The sequence below is a fragment of the Mesorhizobium sp. M0816 genome, assembly GCF_040320005.1.
Lineage (GTDB): Bacteria > Pseudomonadota > Alphaproteobacteria > Rhizobiales > Rhizobiaceae > Mesorhizobium.
The window spans coordinates 1-20,286 of the sequence record NZ_JAMYOT010000020.1; the positions used below are offsets into that span (position 1 = coordinate 1).

General features: G+C 60.2%; 15 protein-coding genes and 5 pseudogenes. 13 read left to right on the plus strand and 7 right to left on the minus strand.

Translation table 11 applies throughout. The features are described 5' to 3' along the window. Positions 1-26 precede the first annotated feature (26 nt). Positions 27-803, plus strand: a complete 777-nt coding sequence (locus tag NKI17_RS25755) for a calcium-binding protein (protein ID WP_352906970.1) — start codon at positions 27-29, stop codon at positions 801-803. Between the two features lie 871 nt (positions 804-1,674). Here NKI17_RS25755 and NKI17_RS25760 read toward each other — a convergent pair. Then, positions 1,675-2,165: pseudogene (locus NKI17_RS25760) on the minus strand (transposase); the annotation flags it as partial. A gap of 204 nt (positions 2,166-2,369) precedes the next feature. On the opposite strand from NKI17_RS25760, the gene NKI17_RS25765 reads away from it, so the two are divergent. Then, positions 2,370-4,352 (plus strand): acyltransferase family protein, encoded by a 1,983-nt coding sequence (locus tag NKI17_RS25765; RefSeq protein ID WP_352906971.1) that lies wholly within the window; start codon positions 2,370-2,372, stop codon positions 4,350-4,352. Positions 4,353-4,568: 216 nt separating this feature from the next. Continuing rightward, a pseudogene (locus tag NKI17_RS25770) lies at positions 4,569-5,134 on the plus strand (transposase); the annotation flags it as partial. A gap of 297 nt (positions 5,135-5,431) precedes the next feature. Here NKI17_RS25770 and NKI17_RS25775 read toward each other — a convergent pair. Next, positions 5,432-6,049: an N-acetylmuramidase domain-containing protein gene (locus NKI17_RS25775; protein WP_352906972.1), complete on the minus strand. Its 618-nt coding sequence runs from the start codon at positions 6,047-6,049 to the stop codon at positions 5,432-5,434. A gap of 240 nt (positions 6,050-6,289) precedes the next feature. Here NKI17_RS25775 and NKI17_RS25780 point away from each other — a divergent pair, with 240 nt between their 5' ends. Both NKI17_RS25780 and NKI17_RS25785 read left to right on the plus strand, forming a co-directional pair. Beyond that, positions 6,290-6,859, plus strand: a complete 570-nt coding sequence (locus NKI17_RS25780; RefSeq protein WP_352907004.1) for a TylF/MycF/NovP-related O-methyltransferase — start codon at positions 6,290-6,292, stop codon at positions 6,857-6,859. Positions 6,860-7,194: 335 nt separating this feature from the next. Further along, on the plus strand, positions 7,195-8,082 hold the full coding sequence (locus NKI17_RS25785) for a LysR family transcriptional regulator (RefSeq protein WP_352750121.1): 888 nt from the start codon (positions 7,195-7,197) through the stop codon (positions 8,080-8,082). Positions 8,083-8,122: 40 nt separating this feature from the next. Here the strand turns inward: NKI17_RS25785 and NKI17_RS25790 are convergent. Both NKI17_RS25790 and NKI17_RS25795 read right to left on the minus strand, forming a co-directional pair. Then, positions 8,123-8,337, minus strand: a pseudogene (locus NKI17_RS25790) (DUF2274 domain-containing protein). Next, the gene (locus NKI17_RS25795; protein ID WP_352906973.1) at positions 8,270-8,941 is read right to left on the minus strand and encodes a hypothetical protein; all 672 of its coding nucleotides are present in this window, start codon (positions 8,939-8,941) and stop codon (positions 8,270-8,272) included. The pseudogene NKI17_RS25790 and the gene NKI17_RS25795 overlap by 68 nt, the downstream one beginning before the upstream one ends. A 200-nt stretch (positions 8,942-9,141) precedes the next feature. Between NKI17_RS25795 and NKI17_RS25800 the strand changes: the two genes are divergently transcribed. Next, the gene (locus NKI17_RS25800) at positions 9,142-9,390 is read left to right on the plus strand and encodes a helix-turn-helix transcriptional regulator (protein WP_352750123.1); all 249 of its coding nucleotides are present in this window, start codon (positions 9,142-9,144) and stop codon (positions 9,388-9,390) included. 519 nt (positions 9,391-9,909) lie between these two features. Here NKI17_RS25800 and NKI17_RS25805 read toward each other — a convergent pair. Further along, positions 9,910-10,667 (minus strand): annotated as a pseudogene (locus tag NKI17_RS25805) (apurinic/apyrimidinic endonuclease family protein). A gap of 692 nt (positions 10,668-11,359) precedes the next feature. Between NKI17_RS25805 and NKI17_RS25810 the strand changes: the two are divergent. The 4 genes from NKI17_RS25810 to NKI17_RS25825 all read left to right on the plus strand — a co-directional run bounded on the left by NKI17_RS25810 (position 11,360) and on the right by NKI17_RS25825 (position 17,192). After that, positions 11,360-12,547: a magnesium transporter gene (locus NKI17_RS25810; RefSeq protein ID WP_352906974.1), complete on the plus strand. Its 1,188-nt coding sequence runs from the start codon at positions 11,360-11,362 to the stop codon at positions 12,545-12,547. A gap of 488 nt (positions 12,548-13,035) precedes the next feature. Continuing rightward, on the plus strand, positions 13,036-14,310 hold the full coding sequence (locus NKI17_RS25815; RefSeq protein WP_352906975.1) for a tetratricopeptide repeat protein: 1,275 nt from the start codon (positions 13,036-13,038) through the stop codon (positions 14,308-14,310). Next, entirely contained in the window at positions 14,307-15,131 is an 825-nt protein-coding gene (locus NKI17_RS25820) for a FecR family protein (RefSeq protein ID WP_352622619.1), read from the plus strand. The genes NKI17_RS25815 and NKI17_RS25820 overlap by 4 nt, the downstream gene beginning before the upstream one ends. 90 nt (positions 15,132-15,221) lie before the next feature. Next, positions 15,222-17,192, plus strand: a complete 1,971-nt coding sequence (locus NKI17_RS25825; RefSeq protein ID WP_352906976.1) for a CHASE2 domain-containing protein — start codon at positions 15,222-15,224, stop codon at positions 17,190-17,192. Positions 17,193-17,302: 110 nt separating this feature from the next. Here the strand turns inward: NKI17_RS25825 and NKI17_RS25830 are convergent, their stop codons facing one another. Further along, positions 17,303-17,533 (minus strand): hypothetical protein, encoded by a 231-nt coding sequence (locus tag NKI17_RS25830; protein ID WP_352906977.1) that lies wholly within the window; start codon positions 17,531-17,533, stop codon positions 17,303-17,305. 408 nt (positions 17,534-17,941) lie between these two features. Here NKI17_RS25830 and NKI17_RS25835 point away from each other — a divergent pair, with 408 nt between their 5' ends. The 3 genes and pseudogenes from NKI17_RS25835 to NKI17_RS25845 all read left to right on the plus strand — a co-directional run. Beyond that, a complete protein-coding gene (locus NKI17_RS25835) occupies positions 17,942-18,187 on the plus strand; it encodes a type II toxin-antitoxin system VapB family antitoxin (RefSeq protein WP_023678723.1) in 246 nt (81 codons plus the stop codon). Continuing rightward, positions 18,187-18,615, plus strand: coding sequence for a type II toxin-antitoxin system VapC family toxin (locus tag NKI17_RS25840; RefSeq protein ID WP_352451707.1), 429 nt, complete (start codon positions 18,187-18,189; stop codon positions 18,613-18,615). Before NKI17_RS25835 ends, NKI17_RS25840 begins: the two co-directional genes overlap by 1 nt. A gap of 157 nt (positions 18,616-18,772) precedes the next feature. Further along, positions 18,773-19,411 (plus strand): annotated as a pseudogene (locus tag NKI17_RS25845) (IS5 family transposase); the annotation flags it as partial. Between the two features lie 51 nt (positions 19,412-19,462). Here the strand turns inward: NKI17_RS25845 and NKI17_RS25850 are convergent. After that, positions 19,463-20,254, minus strand: coding sequence for a sugar isomerase domain-containing protein (locus NKI17_RS25850; protein WP_023722251.1), 792 nt, complete (start codon positions 20,252-20,254; stop codon positions 19,463-19,465). Between the last annotated feature and the right edge of the window lie 32 nt (positions 20,255-20,286).

Here is a 20,286-nt window from a genome sequence, read left to right on the forward strand (position 1 = left end):
ATGCCGGCGACAAGGTGATTGAGGCGGTGGGCGGCGGCACCGACAAAGTGCTCAGCGCGGTGAGCTATGCCCTTTCCGCTGGCTCGTCGATCCAGTTTCTCGCGACCGCGAACGCGTCCGGCACCACAGCCATCAACCTGACCGGCAATGAGTTCGCCCAGACGATCCAGGGCAATGCCGGAGCCAATGTTATCAACGGCCGCGGCGGAGCCGACACGATGGCCGGCTATGGCGGCAACGACACATACAATGTCGACAATGCCGGCGACAAGGTGATTGAGGCGGTGGGCGGCGGCACCGACAAAGTGCTCAGCGCGGTGAGCTATGCCCTTTCCGCTGGCTCGTCGATCCAGTTTCTCGCCACCACCAATCCGTCCGGTACGTCTGCAATCAACCTGACCGGCAACGCCTTTGCCCAGACTGTCCAAGGCAATTCCGGCGCGAACATCATCAACGGTGGCGGCGGTGCCGACATCTTGACCGGTAACGGAGGCAATGATGCTTTCGTGTTCAACAGCGCTCTTGGAGCCGGCAATATCGACAAGGTCACCGACTTCAACAAGCTCCAGGACAAGATCCACCTCGACGACGCCGTTTTTGCCGGGCTTAAGTTGGGCGGCCTTTCATCCGATGCTTTCTTTGCTGGCACGGCTGCGCATGATAGCTCCGATCATATCATCTACAACAGTTCAACCGGAGCGCTCTCTTTCGATAGCGACGGGATCGGCGGCGCAGCTCAAATACAGTTCGCCACTCTCTCCCCAGGTCTGTCGCTTACGGCAGGTTCATTCCTTGTGATCTGAACGACCCAGGACGGCGGACCTTCGAGCCGGTCCGCCGCTCCGTCTTTGTTCAAGCACCTGATGTTCGGACGTGGGTACCGCCTTCGGGCTGACGTTTACCCGGGATTACATCGGCGTGCCGGTGAAGAGGCGAAGCCGATCCACACGCCTGCTATAGGAACCGTCGCTTGGCGCAGACATCCGCGCGCCCTTTGCGTGTGCCCCCGCGGGGGCGGGTGGTGCGGACTGTGAGCAGCACCCCCGAGCAATTGACTATAGGGTAATCAGCGCGAACGGCGCGCCAGTGTTCTTGAACTCGCCGAATGTGCGCGATGTGTTCGACCACGCTTTCACATCTCATCTCGATGTTGGTAAGAAAGGCGCTACGTTCGTCAGCCGACAATGTTTTGGGATCCATCACGCCACCTGTCGCGTTTCGGCCGGCGCGCGGATACGTGGCTTGGTACCTGTCAAGCGAGCGCGGACGGCTTCAGGCGTTGCTTCGAAGTCCGGCCCGCTTCAAGCCATTCTCGGTTTGAGCCCTAACCGTTTTTCGTGGGTGCCATTGGGGTTGTTGTAACCCCAGCTTTCTGGCTGTGGAGGCCGAGGGCTTTGGCATGGTTGAGCCTCTGTCGCTTGGATCCCACCATCTCCTTGACTATTGTATCGGTGGGGCCCGGCCTTGGGTCGAGCGGGGCGCCTACAATCACGGCGAGAGCCTCGAGCGGTAGTCGAAGTCTCGCACCTGGGACCAAGTGTGTGAATGAACCAACGAATCCGCTCAGTACGAAGATCGGTCACGTACTGTGCTCGGCACGCGCACCTCGCGAACGTCATCAAAACGCTAGTATCTCTGCACAGAGGTTATGACTCCTTTGGAAGTCGGCTTGGGCTAGGCTTTGGCCATCTTAAGGCGTGCGTTTTCGGTACAGAACATCCAGTTGGTCCGGGCGCGGCTCGTGTTTCGCAGATGCTCCCAGGCAGCGGTCTCTGCGACGAGGCGATCGTAGCTGTCGATCCGACGATCGAGGCACTAGACTAGCCGCGCAGAACGCCGAATTTTGATCTCGACCATGTTGAGCCAGCTGGCGTGTTTGGGCGTGTAGTGGAATTCCAGCCGTCGAAGGATGCGTCGCGCCTCTGAAGCGGGCCTGGCCTGGTAGAGCATAGCGGCCGAGTGGGTTGACAGATTATCGAGCACCACCCTGACGCGTTCGGCCTTTGGGTAATGGATATCGAGGAGGTCGCGCATGCAGTAGGCAAAGTCTTGTGCCGCGCGTCGCTCGGTGACCTTGACTTTGCGCCAGGAGCGGTGCGCGTCAGGAAGACGAACAGGTTGGCGGTACCGTTGCGTTTGTACTCGCAGTCGTACCGCTCAAGCCGGCTGCTGAAGGGCAATCTGCCTGGACAACCATTTGGATCTCGTCCTCGCCGACGCCGATCCGAGCGCTGAGCGGTGGCAAATCGAGATCATCGAGGCGCTTGGCAGCGCCTTTGAATAAAAGGTCCATGGTAGTCTCTGAGTTGTGGGTTGACTTTGACGTCCCGGAAGACGTTTAGATTGCCGCGACCCTAGGGGGACGCAGCATGAATTATAGACCCGACATCAGCGGACTGCGGGCCGTGGCCGTTGTTCCTGTTGTCCTCTACCACGCCGGATTTTCTGCGATCAGCGGCGGCTTTATCGGAGTCGATATTTTCTTTGTCATCTCCGGGTTTCTAATCACTTCCGACATCATCGAGCGGATCAAGAACGACACATTTTCGCTGGTAGAATTCTACCATCGCCGCGTTCGCCGGATTTTCCCGGCCCTGTTCGCGATGCTCGGTGCCTGCTTTGTGATGGCGTGGTTTGTGCTGCCGCCGGGAGAATTCATTAGCTTCAGCAAGAGTGCGATTGCCGCTGCGCTGTCCGGCGCGAACATCTTTTTCTATCGAAACACGGACTATTTCACCGCAGCCGCCGGATCGCTCCCGCTTCTGCATACGTGGTCGCTCGCGGTCGAGGAGCAGTTCTATCTGCTGTGGCCGCTGGCGCTAATGATCCTGATGGCATGGCTGAGGCCGTGGGCTTTGATAATCGTCTCAGCGCTCGGCGTCGCCTCGATTGCCGCCGGCCAGTATTGGCTTCCAGTCGATCAGCCCTTCGTGTTCTACATGCTCCCGACGCGGGCGTGGGAACTGCTCCTTGGCGGGATCATCGCGCTGCCGTCGGTTAAAGCGATGGCCGCTCGGCTCGAGCGGAGACCGGCCGAAATCGCCGCTCTCGCCGGTCTTGCGCTCATTGTCGCTTCGCTATTCATAATCGACAGCGATACGCCGTTCCCCGGCCTCTCTGCACTCGGCCCTTGCATTGGAGCCGCCCTTGTGATCGCCGCCGGCATCCGCCATCAGACCGCAGTTTCGAGAGCGCTATCCGTTTCTCCGGCCGCTTTCGTCGGGCTGATTTCCTACTCGCTTTACCTTTGGCATTGGCCGCTGCTGGTCTTCTTAGGGATCTACAAAGACCGGGACCTGTTTGTCTCGGAGCGGGTGAGCATCGTTGTTGCAGCACTGCTCATCTCCACTCTTTCCTGGCGGTTTGTGGAGCGCCCATTCCGTCAGAAGCAGGAAACGGCGATTTGGAGGTGGGCCGTCCCGGCTGCCAGCGCCATGGTGGTTGCTTGCTGCCTATCCCTAGTCATCATCAAAGGCCAAGGGTTCCCAAACAGAGGGCCAGCCATGGCCCCATCGGTTGCGGCTATGATGGCAGAGAGAGCCACGTTTCAGGCTTCGCCGTGCCTCATGCGCGGTGCACTTATTCCCGCCGGGAGCAAATGCATACTCGGCAGCGAAGACACGCTGTCACCTACGATCGTTTTATGGGGCGATTCCCACGCCGCACATTTGGCGTCATCCCTCGATGAGGCTGGCAAAGCGATAGGTGTGCGCGTCAGGCAGATTACAAAGGCCGGGTGCGCACCATTGCCCGAGTTACAGATGCTCCCTTCAAGCCCAATGCGGGCCGATTGTCCGGCCTTCAACTCGGCCGCGCTGAAGGGAATCCTTGACGACCCGAACGTCTCCCTCGTGATCCTGGCCGGGCGGTGGAACACCTATTCTAGAAGCGACAGAAGCCTTCTTTCGAGGGATGGCACCTGGCCTTCGCCGGAGGTTTCCAGGGCCAACTTGTCGTCGTCTATACGGAGCACCGCCTACAGGCTGGCGGCACGCGGCATCAAGACCGCTGTCGTTGGACCGGCGCCAGAACCCCCGACCGATGTGCTAGTCTGCCTGATCCGCGCCTATTTCATGGGAACGGCCGACGCGCCCTGTTCGACCATGCCGGCCGAACCGCACTGGAATGACAACAAGTTCCTGTCCGATCTGCTTCCGCGCTCGGTTCAATTCATCCCGATCGTGCCGGCGTTGTGCGGGCCAAGTGATTGCCGGTTGAAAGCGGGCGACGAGATTTTATACCAGGACAAGACACACCTTTCGAAAGCAGGGGGCCATCTTCTCGCCGCCATTTTCGAAAACGCCATTTCCCCCGCCAATCTCGCTGTTAAACTGGATTTGCCGCCCTCGTAAACAGCCGCGGATCGGCCTGCTCAGGAGACCAGAGGCTGATTTCTGATGTGGACAAGAAGTGCGGCGGGCCGTCAAGCAATCTTCAGATTGCGCTTGTGAATCCTGAGACTGCTGTCTACCCTGAGAAATTCATGGGGGTTGGCGAATTTGGTGTAGGCTGTTGAAATGACGCAGGATTTGGTTTCTTACGGCAAGATGATTGCCGCCAGTTATTAGGATGGCAACGACGCCAACCGGCCGCGCTCCGATCCGATCTTAAAGATCGCCCAGGATGCGCTGCCTTCGGGTCGGGATCTGGCCTCCCGGTCGACGATGTGCCGGCTGGAGAACTTGCCCCGGGGTGCGGCAACTGGTCCTTCCGCCAGGCTCCAAGCGGATCGTGCTCGACATTGACGACACCTTTGACGCCGTGCATGGCAGCCAGCAATTGCGGCTGTTCAATGCCCATTACGACGAATACGGCTTCCGGCTGATCGTGGTGTTCGATGGTGCGGGACGTTTCGCCAGCGCGACCCTGCGACCGGACAAGCGGCCGACTGGGGCAGAAATCCGCCTCCCACCTGCGACGCCTGGTGCGGGCGATCCGGAGCAATTGGCCGAACACCCGGATCCTGATCCGGGCCGACAGCCATTATTGCAGTCCGCAGGTCATCGACTGGTGGCCAACGATATCGACTTCATCTCGGGCTGGCGCTCACCACGACCTTGCGCAGGCATGTCGGGATCTGGAGACCAGCACGACGGCCCGCTTCGAAGCGTCGGCGAAGACGGGCAACGTCCGACCGTTGTTGATCGTGACCAGGACCGGGCCAAGCCAAATGCGCATGCTGCCGGCCATCCTTACTTCGTGCAGGCCGGCGCGCGCTGGCACGTCCGGTTATTGCCGGCCACCTGATTGGCGAATGGCCGGTCGTTCTTGATGATAAAGTCGCGTGTCGCGGATGCTGGTGTCAGCAGCGAGAAGCCGGCGCCCTCAGTCGCAGCGGTCTTCGTTTGGCACCCAGCGACCGCCGAGCTCACCGCACAGATGAGCAGCATCCAGATCGGTGATTTCCGGATGTCGTGGTTCCTCTGTTCGATTAGCGCCATGGCGCGGGCGCGCCTCGTTCTCGACGTCGGTGCGTGAAGCCTCTGCCACTTGGGATAGGCCGTGGCGAGGTTCGAAATCGTAGCGGTTCTTCTTCTAGCCGGGGCCGTTCCAGGTCTCGGCGACAACCGGCCAGCGATGCGGGGAGATCGTCGTCCACCTTCCAGGCGACAAGCAGCTTCACCGTCGCCTCGAGATGCGCCGCCTCGTCATCCATGAACGCCTGCACCATGGCCCGGATGGACGGGAAGCCGGCGGCCTTGAAGTTCTCGCCCAAGATCTGCGTCAGGCCCCATGATGCCGACTTGAGCGCCGCCGCCTCTTCGATCGCCATGGCCGCGACCAGGCGCGGATAGCTGTCCTTCGGATAGGGCTTCGCGCCCCATTTGGCATAGGCGAGCCCGGCCTTCACCGCGGCGGCACGCTTGGCGCCGGACAGGTTGCGATGGACGACATGCGGCTCGAACAGCAGCTTCGGCCGGCCCTCGCTATCAAAACCGGACCCTGCCGCCTCGATATCCATGAAGGCGTGAACTTCGTCCTCGCCGACGCCGATCGTCGCGCCAATGCGCGGAATGTCGAGATCGCTAATGCGCTTCGCAGCGCCCATTGAACGTGCTGTCCATGGCAGTTCCTGTCCGCCCTCGCAGGGAGGTTGAGATAGTCGGTGGTTGTGCTAAGTGTTTGCCGCGCTCAACTTGGAGCGACACGGCGTTTGCGATCTTGGAGGGGACCACAAGATGTTGTCGAGAGTGACCCTACGCGTACTGAAGAATGCAAACAGGCTTAGAGTAGGCTGACGTATCTTTCGGACGCAAAGTTTATCAGCCTTCGCGATGCGATCAGGCAGCTGGGGCGTGAAAAGGTACCCGGCGATTTCATAGAATACGGGATCGCACTCGGTGGTTCGGCAATCTACATTGCGTCCGAACTCGACGGAAACCGTCATTTCCACGGCTACGATGTGTTTGGCATGATCCCGAGCCCGACAGAACAGGACGACGAAAAATCCAAGGCCCGTTACGAGACCATCCGGTCGGGACGATCCACAGGAATTGGCGGTGACACCTATTACCGGTATCAAGGCAACCTATTCGATAAGGTGAGTGCCAGCTTCACGGGTTTTGGCGTCCCGGTCGATGGCGAAAGGATCGTCCTTCATAAGGGCCTGTTCGAAGACACGGTAGATCTTGATCCGAAAACCAGAATAGCGTTGGCCCATCTCGATTGCGATTGGCACGATCCGGTCAAGTTCTGTCTTGAGCGAACCTTCGAGGTGTTGAGCCCAGGAGGCGTCATGATCTTGGACGATTACAATGACTACGGGGGATGCCGGACGGCGACCGATGAATTCCTTGCCGGCCGCGCTGACTGCCGTCTGACACGAATCCTCCCTCATGCCGTGATCCGGCGATTATAGGTCGCATCCTGGTTTTGCGCAGTTCACCAAGCAGAAGTCGACCCGTGCCGAGCCTAGGCATGTCAGACGCCTGGCCAACCCGACGGGTGCCGCAGACTCGCCCTTGCCCGGACTAAGAGCCTGCGGAAGCGTACCGAGAGTGCATTTCGCCATGGCTGCTCAGGAACCCCGGCAAAGGAGCAGTGGAAGCGGATCAAGCACATGCCGTTTGTGACTGTGATCTAAAAGGAACGGGTTGGACAGCTCATCTGGTGTCAATACTGAGATTTGGGTATAGCCGCAGTCGTCAAAAACGCTCAAACGTCTTGCGAACGTCGCTACTTACCTGAGCAGAGATGCGGAGCTCCATTCAACTCTCGACACTTAATTATGCGCTTGTGGTCGCCGAGGAGGGCAGCTTCCTGCGCGCGGCGCGGCGCGCCGGTATCGATCACTCCGCGCTCAGCCGGCGCATACGCGATCTCGAATATGCGATGGGAACGAGGATATTTCATCGCCATGCCCGCGGCGTGGGCGCAACCCCGGCCGGCGAGCGTTTCCTGGGTCGTCTGCGCTCCGTGCTACTCGAACTGGACAATACTCTGACGCTGGCCAGGACGGGGATCAAGGATGAACAACAAAGGCTTTCCATCGGCTCCAACGGACTCATCCTCGCCGGGCGAGCGCTGGATGCGGTCATCGAGTTCGGGCAATGTCATCCAAATGTGACCATCAGCTTGATCGAAGGGTCTCACCCTGAACCACGGGCTATGTTGGGCGGGGCGGAGGTCGACGTTACCGTCACTTCCTCCTCCCGATCCATTGGCGGCGCATTCGAATTGAAATTGTGGAAGGATACTCTAGCCGTTGTTCTCGCTCCGAATCATCCTCTCGTAAGCCGTCCCGTAATCGAGTGGTCGGAATTGGGCCAAGAGACGCTGCTCATGCGTAGGGGCGAAGCATTTCTGCTCGCCGACGCTGTTGGAAATGGCGTGCAGCTTCCCGCAATTGTCGAACATCACGTCACTGCGGGCATCCTTCTGCGCCTTGTCGGAAATGGCCTCGGTGTCGCTCTGATCCACGCTGGAGACGCCGACAGCGTTCCTGAAGGCGCCGTCTGCCGTAAGCTGCGGATCGGGGGCAAGCCAATCCAAATCTCCAGCTTTGCCCGTTGGCGCCCGGACAATGTCAATCCTGCCCTCACGGTCTTCATCGCATTCCTGCGCGATCGGTATTGGTCCTGACGGCCCTCCGACCACAATGATCCGAAAAGTCATCCCGGCTTCAGGGTTCGTCGGCTCTGGCAAAGGCTCTGTCCGTTGTCATGAACCGGGTCAGCATCGGCGCTATCAGCTTTGCCGGATCGGCGACTATCTATCCGGTCTGCGGCCGAGCAATTCAGCATAGGTGATGAGATCGCGATGAACGGCGTCAAGCAGTTCGATCGTGATCTTGACCGGCCGGCCATCGGGAATGGCGGAGAGTTTCAGCTTGGTCATGCCGCATACCTAGACGCGGCACCCGGTCAGCATCAAACTCTTCGGAGATGCGCACCAGATCACGGAGCGCTGAGCGGAGTTGCGGCCATGGAAACTCGGAGCATTCTTCCCAGGCTTCGCCCTCCCGTAACACGGCATCGAGCTTGCCCGCCACACCGGCAAGAGTGGTAGCGTGGGTGGTTGAGAAGGCTCCCAGAAGATCCTTCGTCTGGTCGGCAGCCTCGCGTTCGGCCGTGAGTGCAGCGTTGTAACCGATCTCCTCGGCAGCCGCATCCCAGCGGGCCTGATGTGCCGCGAAATCAGCTGCGGCCTTCTCGCGGAGAGCCGCCATATCGGGCCCTTTGCCCAGTACATCATTGACCGCCCCGATCGAGTGGACGGTCACGTCCTCTCCCTCTGGCAGGCGGACGGTCACACATGGAAAGCCGATGCTCTCAGCAAGCCTCGTCTCCAGGTGCTGCTGCATGCGGCAGAGCTGCCCGGCCAATTTGTCGGCTTTCTGCCATTCCCGCCAAAGCGCCAGTGCAGGATCAGATCGTAGATTCGTACTTCCGGCGCCATCTGCGGAGGCGTTACCTTCGAGCGTCCACGCGGTAGTAGCCACAACTGTTCCCGCAAGCACTCGCCTGCGGGTGACGGAAGCAGAGTCGTGGTATTGTCGGAATCAGCCATGATCCGAGCTCCAATCAGCTTGGGTTGCGGTCAGGCTGGGTAGGTGCAGCAACACCTGCTCAGCCGTCCTAGCGTCTCCCATTTTGCCTGATTTCTCAGGCGAAAGTCAACCAAAAAGACTGACATCAGCCGATGAGCTTAATTTCCTTGGAACAATGCAGGGGAGCCAGGGCGATGCTGGATTGGAGCCAGAGCGAACTTGCAACGGCAGCCGGCGTCTCCAGAGCAACCGTCGTTGATTTCGAACGTGGGGCGCGCATTCCACATCGGAACAACCTTGATGCAATACGCAGTGCCCTCGAGGCCGCTGGCGTCGAGTTCATCCCCGAGAATGGCGGCGGGCCTGGAGTTCGGCTCGCCCGCCGATCTGACGGCAAATGAATTCACCCGCCATGAACGGTCCTACGCTGCCGCTGACCGGTTTGTCATCTGTTCGCGGCAAGTCCGTCGTCGCGCATCGGGCGGCGTCCAATTCCATCTTCGTCTCAAGAAACCCGATCTACCCCGCACTTATCAAAGACGCATTCATTAACCTTCGAGTCTGTGCCAAAAGGCGCTCCCATTCCAGATCGAGGAATCGAGGAACGAGGAAGCGACTCGTTGCTGCTTCCTCTCGATGGCGGTATCTCCGATACCTTTGGCAGAAACGGCGTAAGCCGGGATCAAATCGTTGCCGTATTCGAAGGTAGGTCTGAGGTGTATTTGTTCTCGGTCGTTCGATACCATGACATCTTCAAACAAGAGCGCACCAAGATCACACGCGGCCGGGTAATTGTCACAACACACGCTGATGATGTTGAAAAAGCGGAGGGCGGATACGCGACCGCCCCTCCAAACGCTATATTCCGGCGGACTGTAAAACTGAACCAGCTATCAACGCCATAGCAGTCACTGAAGCCGTCAACGAGGCTCTGCACCGCCTCGTTTGCCTGTTGGTGCTTTTGCTGCGTAAGGCCGGACCTTTACTCCGCGCTCAGCGCGATTGTTTAAGGCGATGAGGTTTTTTACCCGGGCCAGGCAATCGGGCTGCTCGTTGCGATAGCGGGGTCCAATTTCCATGATGCGGACGGTCCCTGGCAAGAAGACTAACTCGCTGAAGATATCATCCCATTCGATATCGCCCCAGCCGAGCGGCATGTGCAGGTCGCCTATCCCTAGCGCTGCATCCTCCTGCGGGAGATAGGTTCTGTGGAAGCCCTGTGGGCGCCCGAAGGAACCATGGACATGCAGGTGGCCCGTCACCGGCGGCATGGCCCGCAGCTGCTCACGGAAGTTCAGGCCGCGATGGGTCGATTCACTATAAGCGTGACTGAAATCGATGAGCACCACCAGGTTCAGATGGCTATCCGCCTTTGCCGTCTGCGCCACCCCCAGGGCCTTGGCAGCATCAATCTGGTAACGGTAGACCGCCGGGTCCGTGAGGTTCGATGAGACGACGCGGTGCACCGTATAGCGGAAATCGAACTGCCTCGTCAGCGCGATAAGCCTCTCGGCTTTTTCAGGGACTATACGGTCACCGGCTATGAGGTCGGGGGTCGTCAGTCCCAGTTCGACGGCTTCGACGCCATATCGGCAAAGCTGCGAAAGTCCGCCGCAAGGCTCTCCAACCCGGCATTGGCAGAAATTGAGTTAAAACCTGAGGCGATAATGTTGCTCATATGCATCCCCCGATGACGGGCGGCCAGGAATCCCAGGCCCTCCGGATCACTGCCAGGTGAGACGGCAAGTGCCGAACCGATGCCACTCTCGAAACGAGTTTCGTTCGCCCCCAGGTGCGATCGAGCGGTCTACCGCTGTGATCAGTGGGCCTACATTAACTCGGATCGGACCGCGACGAGCTCGAGTCTCATAAATCAGACTGCCTGCCCCCAAACCTGTAAGCTCTCAAGAGCACCTCTCGTTCGTGACAGACTTCATACAGAGAATCCCTTTCTCAGGCTAAATTACGGTTTCACGCAGATCACCTTGTACATCCTGGCGAATTCATTCGCCTCCAGAGCTGGTGAAACTGGCAAGATGCGCCGCATGAGGCAAATCAATTCGAACGCCGGAGGCACTGCCTCTGCAGTGCTTCCGGGTTTAAGTTTCATTGGTGCGGCGTGCTCGCAGGAGCCCAACAAAAGATCGGTGAAGTTCGCAACACGGTAAATTCTCGGCGACACGCAGACGTTACAGCCCGCCTGTATGCACCCCGCAATGGCTCAGATCTGTCTGGGCTCGGTCCACTAGGCGCGCCGAGAGGCGAAGATTTCGGGATCGAGGCGCTTGGGCCACTGCGCGCCAGACAGAGCGATCCGATCCGTGTCATACTGTCAGAGGCAAGACACCAGCAATTTGGGGGCCGTAGCAAATGAAAGAAGAGAACGACGTTCAGAAGTTGGTGCGCACGCTGCGTGCTCGAGCACCTGATGACGCGGCTGAATTGCTGGCCCGAGAATCTCCCGAGTTCATCCGGGACACACTAAAGCTGTTGCCGGACGGGCACGCCCGTAAGGTGGCGGAGCATTTGCCACCGCATATGCGGCCCATCAGGTCTCATGGCGGTGGCAAGGATTTCGCGGTCCCCGACTCGCTCGTCGAGCTGATGGACCCGATTCCGGCCAGCGTTCCTGTCGCGACGACGGTTGCCGCCGCAGTGGAGGCGGTCAGACGCGCCCAGGTGCCGACCGAGCTCACTTATCTCTACGTCACGGACGAGGGCAATAAACTGGTTGGCCTGGTGGTCCTGCGCGATCTGATGCTGAGCGAAGCGGACGCGACGGTGGATCAGATCATGCTGCCCAGGCCGTTCGCCCTTAATGTCGGTCTGTCTTTGAGCGACGCCTGCAAGGCAGCAGTACGCCGTCAGTACCCTGTCTATCCGGTGGTGGACGCGGAGAACCGGCTGCTCGGGCAGGTTCGCGGCTGGCGCTTGTTCGAGCAGCAAATCATCGAGATTTCCGCCCAGTCTGGCCAGATGGTGGGCGTCCAGAAGGAGGAGCGTTCTTTTACGCCGCTGTTTTCAGCCTTCTTGAAGCGGCATCCATGGCTGCAGCTGAACCTGCTGACGGCCTTCATGGCCGCTTTCGTGGTCAGTTCGTTCACGGGCACGATCGAGAAGATCGTCGCACTGGCGGCGTTCCTCCCGGTCTTGGCCGGGCAGAGCGGAAACACCGGCTGCCAGGCACTCGCTATGACGCTGCGTAGCCTTGCCCTGGGGGATGTGGACAAACGATCGAAGCTGCACCTGGTGATGCGGGAGGGCGCGCTCGGGATCGCCAACGGCGTGCTCGTCGGCCTTGTTGCGGCTGCGGCGATGTGGTTCTACGCCTCGCGGCAACCGGAGTCGGCGGCCCAGGCGCCCATGCTGGCACTTGTGATCCTGCTTGCCATGTCCGGATCGTGCCTCATGTCCGGAATCTCCGGCGTGCTGATCCCGCTGGGCCTGCGCCGGGTCGGCGCCGATCCGGCGGTCGCTTCGGCGATCTTCCTCACTACCGTGACCGATATTGTAGGCATGGGCCTGATGCTGGGGCTGGCCACCATGCTCGTGCTATAGCAAAGACGCGTCCGGTGACGCGTCCTTGGGAGTCGGGGGCGATAAGCTGACCTCGTCGCGTTCAACGAAATAGCAAGAGCCAGGCCGCATCGCGCACGCGTCGTGAGAAGCACCTTCCGGCAGCTCTCCGACCCCTTGCGCAACGCGACGGAAGACCTTTGGATGAGCCGTGGGTGACCTTGAAGCCTCATTCGGTGACCAGATACGCGCAGAATCGCGCAAACAATATTAATCTTGTCGGCTGTGCGATCCGCCACTGATGATGATTTGAGTTAGTTGCCGCTGGTGCCGAATACTTCAATTATGTACAGCAACGCTGAGAAGATGTTTTGACAACCAGCGCAGCCGAAATAGGAATAAACGCGATAGTTTGTTGCGCAGCTGCAACAGCTGCTGAGACTCGCATGGTCTCGTGACAGTTCAGTCGCCTTTTTCTTGTGGTCGTGCTAAGTCGTTCGCACTAGTCGGGTTTGGGGTGGGTTCTCGGCATGCAATCTTCGTTTCGAACGATCTTCGGCTGCGCCGCGGCGCTGCTTTGTACCGGCGTATTGCCGGCCGGCGCACAAGGTCTTTTTACGGCATATGACGATGCGTTTTCGGCCCGCATCGCCAGTCCGGCCGACAACGGAACGCTCGCCCAGTTCGTCACAGTTGCCGTCAACGCGGGACAATACGATCAGGCGATCTCCTCAATCGAGCAGTATCTGATCAAATATCCCCGCGATGCGCGCGCCCGACTCGCGGCCAGCCGGTTGTATTATCATGTCGGCTCCTATGAATTGGCCCGGCGGCAGGTGCAGTACGGCATCGAAGTCGGCGGCTTGACCGCAAGTGAGCAGCAGGAAGCCGTTCGCCTGCTCGCCCGCATCGAGCGCGCGTTGCGTGGCGTCACCTGGGAACTCGCCCTGACCGGCGGCGTGTTCAGCGCATTTACCGATTTTGAGCCAGGCGGGGCGCAGGACGACGACAGCTTCGTCTCGCCCTATGGGCGGGCGGAAGGCTTTGTCCGGTGGGACCTCGGCACGCCAAGCGCCGACGCTCTCGTCCTTTCAGGCTCATTGACCGCGACACAGCGCTTTTTCACGGAAGACCTGTCGGTTCCGGGTAGCGAGGAGACCTTCATCCACGGCAACGCCGCGATCACCTGGGACAAGGGGCTGCCGAACAGTGGGATCGATTCGCTGCGCCTGTTGCTTTCGGCGTTCACAGTTACGGATCGTTTCGACAGCGATATCCACGAGACCGGCATCGGCGTCAGTGGGCGCTTTCTTGTGCGCCCGACGGTCGAAACGACGCTTTTCGCAGGCGGCGGCTACATCGATCTAAGCGCCTCGCAAGGCATTTTCGCCGATAGCAGGGTTTTCTATGAGGCGGGCGGCAGCTACCGCTTCCGCAATGGCCAGGCGCTCGGACTGCGGCTGGTCGGCTCGAATGACTTCGCCTCCGGATCTGGCGAAATCGGCCACAGCTACACGGGCGAGGTCCGCTATGGCGGCCTGTTGATGAACGTACCGGATCTTTTCGCATGGTCGCACCAGATCGCCTTTTCGGCCGGCCACAGCAACACTCCCGATCTGTCCGTCGGCATCGGCACAAATATCAAGAGCGACTTCTGGCGCATTGCCTCGGAAAGCGATTTTCAGCTGACGGAGGCGCAGAAGATCAGCGTCGATCTCGCCTATCGCGAAACCAACTTCGACATCGCCAACCGCGACCGAAAATCGTTCGAAATGCTCATGAGCTACACGTTGACGCTCAATTGAAAGAGGCCGCGATGAGGACCCCGTACCGTCAGATCGCCATTTTTGTCGCCTGCCTTGCCTTCGCGGCACCATCCGCCGCTGAGACGGTCGGGTCGATGACGGCCTACCAGACCAACATCGTGCGCAACAACGGCGGGACAATGAACGTTGGGGCCGGCGTCGAACTCGGCGACCAGCTGCGCAGCAATCCCACCGGTCTTGGAATGCTGGTGTTCCGGGACGAATCGAGCGCCAAGATTGGTCCGAACACTAGCCTGACGATCGACGAGTTCGTCTACAATCCGGGCTCCGGATCGGGAAAGATCGACATCGGGATGAACAGCGGCCTGGCCCGTTTTTATGGCGGCCAGGTTTCGAAAGGGGGCGTCATGCAGGTTGCGACGCCGCACATGGTGCTGGGGGCGAGAGGCGGCATCATCGAAGTGCTGGTGGCAGCCGGCCAGACCGTCGGCATACTGCGCGCCGGCCGCATGACCTGCACGATCAATGGCAAACGGCTGGTCATCACAAACCCGGGCTACGCCTGCACATCGGAAGATGGCAAGCTGCTGACCGGCTACGGCGGAATCGACACCTTCCCGATATTGGACAGCATCGACCGGATAGCCGGCACCGGCCTGCCAGGCGCACCGGGTCCTGGATTGGACGTAAGCGCGATTTGTGCGTCGGCACTCGGCGGCTCGCTCAAAGTCTGTGAGTCCACGGACGGCGCATTGCCAGGAGTGGTCATGGAGTTCCCCGACAGCCTAACGCCACCTGTGGGCGGGGGCGTGGATAAGGGCGAGTGTGAGGGTGAGGGTTGCTGCTACTACTGCAATTAGGCCTGGCCGCACGACATGAGCCTCTTGGTCGGTTGGCGCTGGGCTGATTGGCGGCAAGCTGGCAGGCGCAAAATATCCGGCCTTGTGGTCGTGCTCCTGCTGCTCGCTTGCCATTTGGCTTTTGACGGGCCGTTGTCGCGCCTGCGTGAGCGGACGTACGACTTCTACCAGTTTCTCGCCCCACGCCAGGCGACGAGCAATCCTGTCGTGATCGTCTCGATAGACGACGCCAGCCTCAAGGCACATGGGCGATGGCCCTGGAACCGTGGCCTCTTGGCCGATCTGGTCGATGGCATCACCGAATCCGGCGCGGCGGTGATCGGGCTTGCGCTGGTACTGCCAGAGGCCGACACCTCGCCTGAGGGCATCGCCGGAGACAAGCGCCTGGCAGCGGCGCTGGCCAAAAATCGAACGGCGCTTGCCGTCAGCCTAGGCAATGAGGCGACGGTTTCAGAAGCAGAACCCAAAGCCGGCTGGTCGATCGTCGGGCAGGTACCCGACACACTTCCCGGCTTCACCGGCCTGACCGGCTCGCTTGCCGAATTCTCGAACGCCGCCGCGGGCCTCGGCGTGATTCGCACCTTGCCCGATCCCGACGGCGTACTGCGCCATGTGCCGCTGCTGTGGCTTCGCAACACCGCTCAAGGCGTGCAGCTGTGGCCGTCCTTCGCACTCGAGCTCCTGCGCCTTTACGCCGGACAGGACGGCTACATAGCCCGGATGAATGCAGCCGGGTTCGACGCACTCAGGATGGCCGGCGCCATTGTGCGGCTCGAGCCGGAGGGGAGCATCCGCCTCTGGGAAACCGCCACGGATACGCCGCGTATATCTGCCAGCACTATCCTTTCGGGCCATGGCGATCCGCGGCTGCGGGAGGCCATCGCTATTGTCGATCTGTCGGCCGTGGGACTGACGCAGTACCTGCCCACCCCGACGCGTCCAGCGCGACCAGGGGCGGACATCCACGCCGATGCGATCGGCCAGATGCTTGCCGGGCGCTACCTTGCAGAGCCAACGCACGCACGTACGCTTGAGCGGCTCTGGTTTGTCCTCGGCGCCATCGTTTTCATCGGGCTTTCCGGAGTGCTCGCCGGGCGTGTCGTGCTTGGTGCCCTGGCTCTCGCGCTGCTGGCCGTCACGCCTTTCGTGTTCGGCGCTCTCGAATACAGCCTGCAGGGTGCACTCTATGACCCGCTGCAGCCGGCGCTTGCGACGATCCTGGTAGCCGGCTTCGAAGGCTATGTCCTCTACCGGCGCAGCGAGCAGCGCCGGTCCACCCTGGCACGACAGTTCTCCCAATATCTGTCGCCCTCCGTGGTGCAGCGTCTCGCAAGCTCGGACACCGAGGCAATCCTGTCCGGCGAGAAGCGCGAGATTACGATCCTGCTCAGCGACATACGCGGCTTCACGACAATGAGCGAACAACTCGATACCCAGGAAATCGCCAAGGTGGTCAACCACTTCCTCAGCATTGCGACCGATGAGATCCTCAAGCGCGACGGCACTATCGACAAGTTCATGGGCGATGCGGTGCTCGCCTTCTGGAACGCGCCGCTTGATCAGCCGGACCATCGCGAGCGCGCGCTCGACGCGGGGCTTGCCCTGATCGAACGGGTGAAGCGTGAAGACGCCGCCTTCAGCGCGGACGGCCACCCCTCCATCGCAATCGGCGTCGCCATCGAGACGGGCATTTGCTCGGTAGGCAATTTCGGCTCCGAACGGCGCTTCGATTACACCGCGATCGGCTCCCCGGTGAACCGCACGGCACGGCTCGAGTCGACGACCAAGAAGCTGGGCATCCCCCTGGTGCTTGGCCCCGGCTTTGCCGAAGGAGCATCGATGCCGGTCGTCCAGGCGGGCGCCTTTGAACTCCAGGGTTTCAAGGGCGAGGTGCCGGTTTTCACCGTTCCGGAGATGCAAGCTGCTCACCAAAGTATGAGCCGCGAACTAGAGAGCCAACGTGGTGAGCAATCTGGCGCCCCTGCCGTGGTGGTTGGTTCGCTGCCATCCGTGCAAATGGCACCGCCTGATCTTGCACCCCGAACCCGAAGCACACGCTGACCGGATCCAGCGGATCGCAGAGGTGCCGACCTGCTTTGTGAACTAATACTGCTGGGGAGGCCTAGGTGTCATCAAACGGCCCTTTAATTGCGGGTGGCTGTCAATCCGGATCAGCGACAGCCGATGAGACGCGGATAGACGGCGAAGGGATCGGTCGAGGTAACCCCGGCAATGATTGTCGAGGCCGCCGAATTTTCGAGCGAGAAGATAGGCCGTGTTATCCAGTTCACCACGAATGGCGGCACGGCTTCGTTAAGTTCGCCGGCGCCATCATGTGGAGGCAGCGCGTGGTTCAGATTGTTTATCCTCGCCGCCGGATCATGCGCTCGGGATGTTCCCAAGAGCATCCAGCCGTAGCATTCCCCGAGCTGCCCTAACGAGAGAGTTCGCTGGGCCGGGATTATGGCCGTTATGAACCTGACGCAATCGATGCAGCTGGCGCTGGCCTCGTCGGGCGCGTGGGCGGTCTATCGACATCAATCGGTCGCCGCGGATGTTGGGATGCGCATGCGTCGGCGCACGTAGCGTCGATACGCCTTGGGCATGTCGGCGTTGACAGTGACATGGCCGGAGCGACGTGTTTCAGACGCCGAGCAATTCCAAGGACTGAGCACCAGAACCGAACCTCCCGACGGATTTTCGCGAGCTGCATTCCTCCCTCCCCTCCTTATCAAAACCGCCGCTCGCGAATTCGCTGGCGAGTATATCTCCGGTATGATATACATATATCACTCATGAGGATATACAAAATGCCGCTCTTCATTCGCGATCCCGACGTCGACGCCATGGCCGTCGAGCTGCAGCACATTACCAACGCGCGCAGCAAGACCGAGGCCGTCAGAACCGCCTTGCGCCACGAGATCGAGCGCAACCGCGGCAGCGTCCCGCTGCGCGAGAGACTTGCCAAAGTCAAGGAAATGGCGCGGCGGATCGGGCCGGCCAACCCTGATTTCGATATGAAGAAATTCACCGACCAAATGTGGAGCGACGACTGATGTTCGTCGATGCCTCGGTGATCGTTGCCATCCTGAACGAGGAACCTGGCGCGGAAGAACTGGAAAAGCGGCTCGCGGCCGCGACCAAGCCGCTGTATATCTCCCCGCTCGTCCGGTTCGAGGCAGTCCAGGGTCTCGCGCGAGCGTCGGCCGAAGCCATCAAAAAGAACGCCAAGCCCACGGCCGACATGCTGGCGCAAGCCCGTGATACCGTCGACGCCTTTTTGATCGAGATCGCCGGCAAAGAAATCATGATATCCGGCGACATCGGCGACCGGGCGATCGAAGCCAGCATGAAATACGGCAAAGCAGTCGGGCACAAAGCCGATCTCAATTTCGGCGATTGTTTTGCCTACGCTTGCGCGAAGGCTCACCGGCTTGCCCTGCTTTACAAGGGCAATGACTTTTCACAAACTGATCTGGCGTAAGGCTTTCCTGGCCTTGCATCGCGGCGCGAGAGCCGATGGGCCCTTTTGCATGCTTTGGGCGAATCGTCGTCTTTCATGGTTAAACGCAATATTACGAGGAACGTTCGCTGCAGCACTGGTTTTCTTCGGCACGATCACCGTCCAGGCACAGCGGGCAGACGGCATCTTCTGGGTGCTGCGATCGGGTGCGCCATGGCGCGATCTGCCAGGGGCGATACGGCCCACGCACCACCTGCTACAATCGCTTCGTTCGATGGCGGAAAGCAGGTGTGTGGGACCGCCTCATGCATGGCATCACCAAAGCCCATGATGCAACGATGCAGATGATCGATACCTCCATTGTTCGCGTCCATCAGCATGGCGCGACAGCAAAAAGGGGGATCGAGATTATTGTCTCGGTCGTTCCCGAGGCGGGCTGACGACCAAAATCCATGCTCTTGTCGACGCCGAAGGCATGCCGATCAAGCTGACGCTCACGGCAGGTCAAATGAGTGACATCGCCTACGCAGCGGACTTGATCAAGGATTTGCCCGAGGGTGCCATGCTGCTCGCCGACAAGGGCTATGATGCCAACGCCTTGCGCAATGCCGTCACCGAGCAAAAGGCATGGGCCAACATCCCGCCCAAGGCCAACCGCAAGGACCCGATGTGCTTCAGCCCCTTCCTCTACAGGGCCCGCAACCTCGTCGAACGCTTCTTCAACAAGGCCAAGCAGTTGCGTCGCATCGCAACTCGATATGACAAGCTGGCAGAAAACTACCTTGCTGCCCTGAGACTCGTCTCAACTCGCATCTGGCTACGCGGTAATGAGTCTACGTCCTGGCGTTTTGCGTGCCCTCCCCGGTTGTCATTCGCCGCGCATGGTCGCCTGGAAGGTCGGCAGGTGCTTCTTCTGTGCCTCGAGCATTTTCTCGCGATAGACGCCATAGATGACGTCGGTGTCGTGCAGTGTGACGCCGGCAATTGTCGGCGAGGCAAAAACCGGCAGTTCGATGCCGCGTTTCGAAAGCGCCTCGGCGGTGCGGGCGATCAGCTCATGCGCCAGGATCATGGCAAGCACGGTCGACGAACCGGAGACCGGTCGGCTCCAGCCCTCGACCGGCACGATGGCATCCTCGATCGGCGAGCAGGTGTCGATGACAAGGTCGGCGGCATCGGCAAGCCGTTTGCCGGAAGAGTGCGTCGCCGGCTTGTCGAGATTGTTCTTGCTAGTTATCGCAACGACGAAGATGCCGCGTTTTTTTGCATAAAGCGCGGTGTCGATGCCGGACGAATTGCGGCCGCTGTGGCCAAAGATGATGATCGAATCGCCTTTGTTCAGCGGCTGGTGGTCGAGGAATTTCTCGGCGTATTTCTCGGTCCGCTCCAGCCACAGAAGTTCGCGCACGCCGCCGGCGCCGAGCACGTTATGCCACATGACACGCGGGTCGGTCAGCGGATTGAAGCCGACATAGCTGCCGTAGCGCGGAAACACTTCCTGGACCGGCAACACCGAGTGACCCGAGCCGTAAAGATGAACCAACCCGCCGCTCTCGAGCGTGTCGGCAAAGCGGCTGGCCGCCTCGCCAAAGGCTTCGGCATTGGCTTTCGAGGCCTGTTCGATGAGGGCGGCAAGGCGAGGTATGTAAAGATCGGACACGTCGGTACTCCTGTTATGGGTCGGCTTGGGTA

Excerpts from the sequence above, each read along its gene's own strand:
- NKI17_RS25765 (WP_352906971.1), top strand. The coding sequence starts at position 2,370 with ATGAATTATAGACCCGACATCAGCGGACTGCGGGCCGTGGCCGTTGTT.
- NKI17_RS25775 (WP_352906972.1), bottom strand. The coding sequence starts at position 6,049 with ATGGGCGCTGCGAAGCGCATTAGCGATCTCGACATTCCGCGCATTGGC.
- NKI17_RS25785 (WP_352750121.1), top strand. The coding sequence starts at position 7,195 with ATGCGGAGCTCCATTCAACTCTCGACACTTAATTATGCGCTTGTGGTC.
- NKI17_RS25800 (WP_352750123.1), top strand. The coding sequence starts at position 9,142 with ATGAGCTTAATTTCCTTGGAACAATGCAGGGGAGCCAGGGCGATGCTG.
- NKI17_RS25810 (WP_352906974.1), top strand. The coding sequence starts at position 11,360 with ATGAAAGAAGAGAACGACGTTCAGAAGTTGGTGCGCACGCTGCGTGCT.
- NKI17_RS25815 (WP_352906975.1), top strand. The coding sequence starts at position 13,036 with ATGCAATCTTCGTTTCGAACGATCTTCGGCTGCGCCGCGGCGCTGCTT.
- NKI17_RS25835 (WP_023678723.1), top strand. The coding sequence starts at position 17,942 with ATGCCGCTCTTCATTCGCGATCCCGACGTCGACGCCATGGCCGTCGAG.
- NKI17_RS25840 (WP_352451707.1), top strand. The coding sequence starts at position 18,187 with ATGTTCGTCGATGCCTCGGTGATCGTTGCCATCCTGAACGAGGAACCT.